Below are 5,622 nucleotides of genomic sequence, written 5' to 3'. Positions count from 1 at the left end.
TGCAGAACGGCGACAACTTCAAACACCTGTACGCCCTGGCAGACAAGCTGGGCGCAGCGGTGGGCGCTTCCCGCGCTGCGGTTGACGCAGGTTTTGTTCCCAACGACATGCAGGTCGGTCAGACCGGCAAAATCGTTGCGCCGCAGCTGTACATCGCGGTCGGTATATCCGGTGCGATCCAGCATTTGGCCGGTATGAAAGATTCGAAAGTGATCGTTGCGATCAATAAAGACGAAGAAGCACCGATTTTCCAGGTGGCTGATTACGGCCTGGTGGCTGATTTGTTCGAAGCCGTACCTGAGTTCGAGAAGCTGGTTTAATCCAGGCTCTTAACTTATAAAGAGACCCGTTCGTTCGGGGCTGAGTGAGATGCAGTAAGGTCGGAGGGTTCGACATACATACTGGACATTCACACAGCCGCCAATGAACGGGTTTTTTTATTGGCTTCGCTTAAGGATTACGCGTTGCCGCGTAATCTCGAACTGTGGAAAGTCCAGTTGCAATCGGCCAGTGCCCTAAACACGTAGGAATGTTTTCGTGAATATTCGATTTTTATTCGCCGCGGCGGCAATCACCGCTTTGGTGGGTTGCGCCAACGACCCGGCCCCTGTCGCACAACTGAAACTGACTGATCAGGCCGTCGATCAAGCTAAAGCGGTGGGCGCCACTGACGAAATGCCGGAGATGAATGCTGCTCAGTCAAAACTGCTTCAGGCCCACATTGATATGGGCAACAGCGCCTACAAAGCCGCTCGAATGCGGGCCGAGGAGTCGGAGCTTGATGCCCGGCTCGCTGAAGCCCAAGTGTTGACCGAAAAAAGCGAAGCGCAATTGGCACAAATCAATATCCGGCTTAATCGTCTGCGCAAACAAGTGGGAGCAGTCGAATGAACCGGGTAATGAGCCTTGCCATGACTCAAGCACCGCGTGTTATCAGCGCATTGATGCTATGCAGTGCGGCCAGTCTTTATGGCTGCGCCGGGCACCAGGTCAGCGAGCAGGCCTTGCAACAGGCCACTACTGACTTTCAGAATGTAAAAGAAGACACCGACGTTTTGCGAGGCGCGCCCAAAGATGTCATTCGCGCCGGGGAGTCGTTGGCGCGGGCCGAGAGATTGTCTACGTTCTGGGGCAGTGGCGCCGATGTTAACCACTACGCGTTTTTAAGCAGCCGCTACAGCGCAATTGCCCGGGAACACACTCGTTTGATGCTCAACCAGGAGCTGTTGGCCAAGTCCGAATTGGAGCGTCAGCGCTTGCAGCTCGAGTTGCGTGAAGCGAAGTTGGCCGGCCTGCAACAGCAAGGCAAGTTAATCGAAGAGCAGATGGTTGCCTTGGTGACCACCCAGACTGATCGCGGCCTGGTCATGACCTTGGGCGATGTGCTGTTTGACACCGGTAACGCAGAACTTAAGCCATCGGCTAATCGCACCATGCTCAAACTTGTGCAGTTCCTTCAGCTAAATCCTAAGCGTACCGTCCGCGTCGAAGGCTACACCGACAATACAGGCGATGAACACGCGAACCTTGAACTGTCGAAGGAACGTGCCCAAGCGGTGGCAGATGTGATCACTGACCTGGGCATCGGTGAGCCGCGCATTCAGGTAGAAGGGTATGGCGATCAATTTCCTATGGACGTGAACACGTCGGAGCGGGGCAGGGCGAAAAATCGTCGTGTCGAAGTGGTTTTTTCTGATGAAAAAGGGCTTTTAGGCGCGAAACGTTGAGATAATTTTCACCGAAGCCCGAAGGTTAAGCGCCTTCGGGCTTTTTGTGCGCTAAAAATCCTTAATGTTGGCGGTTATGCCCTTGTTTATTTTTCCACACTGCGTAAATACACTAGCATCCAGGCAAACTGTCCCAGTACACTTCTGAACTGTTATGGTAAGGGTCCGTCTTTAAAGCCATATAAAAACACGTTGTCAGTGAAATTGAGGGCCGTCTTATGACCAATCTTCTGCTTTATCAGCGCATCGCTCAGCAATTAGCTGAGGATATTCGTCGGGGCGTCTATCAGCCCGGTGAGCGGGTGCCCTCGGTTCGTAAGATGAGCTCGCAGCTCAATGTCAGCCATGCGACGGTGTTGCAGGCGTACGCCAACCTTGAAGATCAAGGACTGATTCGTGCGCGGCCGCAGTCCGGATATTACGTGCACCAGACGCCGGCGCTGACGGCTCCCACTCCGGATATTGCGAGAGTTGAACGTCCTGGCCTGGTTACCCGCAGCAGCATTATTCAGCAAGTATTGGTGGAGTCTCGCCGCGAAGGCGTGTTCCCCCTAGGCGCGGCGACGCCTCACGTTGATTACCTTCCAGTGCGCGCCTTGCACCAACAAATCGCCAAGGTGACGCGTTTTCAAAGCCCGCGGGCGTTCAGTTACATGTTCAGCCCTGGCTTCGAACCGCTGCGTCGGCAGGTCGCCATCCGCATGCGCGACGCCGGAGTGGTGGTCGACCCGTCCGAGGTGGTCATCACCCATGGCTGTGTGGACGCGCTGCAGATGTCGCTGCGGGTCTTGACCCGTCCCGGCGATCTGATCGCGGCGGAATCGCCCACGTATTACGGATTGCTCCAGCTTGCAGATCTACTGGGCCTGAAAGTCATTGAGATTCCCAGCGATCCGGCCATTGGTATCAGCCTGGAGGCCCTGCAGTTAGCAGCCAATCAGTGGTCGATCAAAGCCTTGGTAATGACTTCACGGCTGAGTAACCCCTTGGGCGGGACGGTGCCGGAAGAGCGGCAAAAACACCTGTTACGCCTGGCTTCGGACTTTGATATTCAAATCGTCGAAGATGATATTTACGGCGAGTTGATGTTTGAGTTGGGGCGGACCAAGGCCCTGAAGGCGTTTGATCGGCTCGGGCACGTCATTTATTGCTCCAGCTTTTCCAAGACCTTGTCGCCTGGCGTGCGTATTGGCTGGGTAATCGCAGGAAAGTATCAGGCAGAAATTCAACGCCTTCAGACGTTTAGTACTCATTCGGCATGCAGCGTCACCCAAATGGGTGTGGCCGCTTATCTGGAAAACGGCGGCTATGACCGTCATTTACGGTTCATTCGTCTGGAATATCGAAAAAATCTAAGTGCGTTTCAGCTAGCTGTTCAGCAATATTTTCCTGAAGGGACACAAATGAGCCGTCCCACCGGAGGGTTCATTCTATGGGTGAGTTTGCCGGGGCGGGTGAACACTCAGGAGCTGCATGTGCGCGCTCTGGAGCAGGGAATCAGTATTGCGCCAGGGCTGATCTTCAGCAATACAGAGCAATTCAATCACTGCATCCGGCTTAACTGTGGCGTGCCATGGAACCGGGAAGCCGAGCGCGCAGTAATGACTCTGGGCATGCTGGCCAAACAATTGTGTCAGGAAGCCGTCCAGACGTATTAATCAAAATCCTGCAGGGGGCGGACTGCAAGCGGCGATTTTTCTACCGCCAGATGAGTCAGGCCGCTTGTCAGGAGCATTCCAACAGGCGAGCATGTGGCTTTCTGCCCGTGTGTTCTCTTGCTGCCATGAATAACTCCATTCGTTGTGTTGGGCTACTGCTAATCGTGCTGTTAAGTGCCTGTGATGCCGATAAACCGCCGGCACCGGCACCGGCCCCTGCACCCACGCCCAAGGTTGCAGTTGAGCGCGTCCCGGCTGAAACAAAAGGCCCAGCCTTGCCCCTTATCGATTCAGGCAAGCCCGCCGCGCAGACTGCTCCGCTTGTGGTTGAGGCCCCGGCTGCACCGTTCAAGCAATTGGAGCGCGAGCCGGTGCATACGCTGTCGCCCAATATCGCTGTGGTGCCGGTTGTGGCAACTCAAAATCAGCCAGCGTCGGCAAAAAAACCAGTTGCAATCAAGGCCGCCACCAGCGCTACGCCCGGGAAATCCGCCGCGCCTGAAAAATCCAGGGCTGAAGCGGCTACGGTCCAGCCCCGAGCGCCAATCGCTAGTAAAACCAAGCCCGCCAGGGAAGTGGTACAGCAAACGCGACTCAGCAAACCCAGCCTGGACTTGTCGCTGCCCAACGACATGGTTGATCAGATTGAGCCAGCAGGAAAAGTGGCGCCTATCATTAATAGGGCCGTTCTGCCGCAAATGTTTAGCGAGAAGAAGTCCACCAAGGACACGCCATTCCAGCTCAACGGCCGTCTGCTAAGCAACGAGTTACAGCTGCAACGCCGCGATGAAGAACATCGACCCGTCGAAGGTGCAGCCTTGGATTTCGAATTCAAGCAATAGCCCTTGGGTGTTGCTGCAAACGGCCTGATTTCAAACGGCCGTTTTAACGGGTACTATCTCCTTGATTCACCCATTTTTGTTTTGACGGAATAGTAGTCATGGACTGTCGTCCCAGCTGTGGCGCGTGCTGTATCGCGCCCTCTATCAGCTCACCGATTCCCGGTATGCCAAATGGCAAGGCCGCAGGAGAACGTTGTCTGCACCTGTCTGTCGAATTTTCGTGCGATATTTTCGGCATGCCAGAGCGGCCGGCAGTGTGCGGCTCGTTTTTGGCAGATGTGGACGTTTGTGGGAGCAATCAGGCTGATGCGATTCGGCTGATCGGTTGGTGGGAGAAAGCGACAGCCGTGGGGTAGATACAATTCGTGAAAGGGAAACGTTGGGTGTTAACTGATTACCGCAAACCGGTTTACCAGAACTTTGCCAATAAGGAATATAAAAATGGGTTCGCTGCATCGGATAGCTGTTGGGGTTGGTTTGACCGTATTGATGGCCGCTACCGCTCAGGCTGATAACTGGCAGGTTGCCAAGGACGAGGGCGGTATCAAGATCTCCTTGAGTGACGTGGTTGGCTCGCAGTACAAGGCTTATCGCGGTGTGACCACGATCAAGGCCAGCGTTGGCCAGTTGCGCAAGTTACAGGAAGATGTCGTCGGTGCCTGCGCCTGGATTCACGAGTGCAAAACGCAGAAAGTACTGAAATTCGACAGCGGCAAAGTCTGGACGTACACCCAATTCAACACGCCCTGGCCTGTGACTCCCCGGGACTCGGTATTGATGGTGACCACCGAAGAGGGCGCCGATGGTAGCTTGACCCGTAAGCTTGAAGGGCAGCCCACCTACATTCCTGGCGTAGACGGCTTTGTGCGTGTGACGCAGGTTGATGGGTTCTGGAAATTCGTGCCCAAGGGTGCCGATCAAACCGAAGTAACCTATCAGGTGCATACCGAGCCAGGCGGCAGTGTGCCGTCGTGGGTGGCTAACAAGTTTGTGGTTGATGCGCCGTTCAATACCCTTAAAGCATTGAAGGAAAGGGCCGAGAAGTAAGCGGTCTTGCTGTCCGGCCAAGCTGATGACGGTTTCGAGCGATAAAAAAGGGCTGCCAATGGCAGCCCTTTTTTTGCACCGAGATTAGCCTCGACGGCTTATCTGCGAAGCTTACTTGCGGTCTTCGAGCGGTACGATGTCCCGGGACACGTAACCGGTGTACAGCTGGCGTGGACGGCCAATCTTGTACGGACTCGAAAGCATTTCTTTCCAGTGCGAGATCCAGCCGACAGTCCGCGCCAAAGCGAAGATGACGGTGAACATGCTGGTCGGAATGCCGATAGCCTTGAGGATGATGCCCGAATAGAAATCGACGTTCGGGTACAGCGAGCGCTCAATGAAGTACGG

At 54.9% G+C, this 5,622-nt stretch carries 8 protein-coding genes; 7 read left to right on the top strand and 1 reads right to left on the bottom strand.

Annotated elements, in window-relative coordinates; genetic code table 11:
• From JWR17_RS18400 to JWR17_RS18370, 7 genes are all read left to right on the top strand, one after another.
• The coding region (locus JWR17_RS18400; protein ID WP_299833446.1) for an FAD-binding protein at positions 1-320 on the top strand (320 nt) is incomplete at its 5' end.
• Between the two features lie 217 nt (positions 321-537).
• Complete coding sequence (locus tag JWR17_RS18395; protein WP_299833444.1) at positions 538-891, top strand: DUF4398 domain-containing protein; 354 nt, start codon at positions 538-540, stop codon at positions 889-891.
• Between the two features lie 20 nt (positions 892-911).
• Positions 912-1,727 (top strand): OmpA family protein, encoded by an 816-nt coding sequence (locus JWR17_RS18390; protein ID WP_299833442.1) that lies wholly within the window; start codon positions 912-914, stop codon positions 1,725-1,727.
• A 218-nt stretch (positions 1,728-1,945) separates the two neighbouring features.
• Entirely contained in the window at positions 1,946-3,385 is a 1,440-nt protein-coding gene (locus JWR17_RS18385; RefSeq protein ID WP_299833440.1) for a PLP-dependent aminotransferase family protein, read from the top strand.
• Between the two features lie 125 nt (positions 3,386-3,510).
• Positions 3,511-4,227: a hypothetical protein gene (locus tag JWR17_RS18380; RefSeq protein WP_299833438.1), complete on the top strand. Its 717-nt coding sequence runs from the start codon at positions 3,511-3,513 to the stop codon at positions 4,225-4,227.
• Between the two features lie 98 nt (positions 4,228-4,325).
• Positions 4,326-4,583, top strand: coding sequence for a YkgJ family cysteine cluster protein (locus JWR17_RS18375; RefSeq protein ID WP_299833436.1), 258 nt, complete (start codon positions 4,326-4,328; stop codon positions 4,581-4,583).
• Between the two features lie 85 nt (positions 4,584-4,668).
• Positions 4,669-5,274 (top strand): START domain-containing protein, encoded by a 606-nt coding sequence (locus JWR17_RS18370; RefSeq protein ID WP_299833434.1) that lies wholly within the window; start codon positions 4,669-4,671, stop codon positions 5,272-5,274.
• Between the two features lie 111 nt (positions 5,275-5,385).
• Here the strand turns inward: JWR17_RS18370 and JWR17_RS18365 are convergent.
• Positions 5,386-5,622, bottom strand: a 237-nt coding sequence (locus JWR17_RS18365; RefSeq protein ID WP_299833431.1) for a citrate/2-methylcitrate synthase, incomplete at its 5' end; no start/stop codon positions are given.

This window comes from Pseudomonas sp., assembly GCF_028293835.1.
Taxonomy (GTDB): domain Bacteria; phylum Pseudomonadota; class Gammaproteobacteria; order Pseudomonadales; family Pseudomonadaceae; genus Aquipseudomonas.
The sequence above is the reverse complement of the archived record's forward strand: the minus strand, read 5'-3'. Positions and strand labels throughout refer to the sequence as shown.

Coding starts and splice junctions, on each gene's coding strand:
- JWR17_RS18375 (WP_299833436.1), top strand. CDS start 4,326: ATGGACTGTCGTCCCAGCTGTGGCGCGTGCTGTATCGCGCCCTCTATC.
- JWR17_RS18370 (WP_299833434.1), top strand. CDS start 4,669: ATGGGTTCGCTGCATCGGATAGCTGTTGGGGTTGGTTTGACCGTATTG.
- JWR17_RS18390 (WP_299833442.1), top strand. CDS start 912: ATGACTCAAGCACCGCGTGTTATCAGCGCATTGATGCTATGCAGTGCG.
- JWR17_RS18385 (WP_299833440.1), top strand. CDS start 1,946: ATGACCAATCTTCTGCTTTATCAGCGCATCGCTCAGCAATTAGCTGAG.
- JWR17_RS18380 (WP_299833438.1), top strand. CDS start 3,511: ATGAATAACTCCATTCGTTGTGTTGGGCTACTGCTAATCGTGCTGTTA.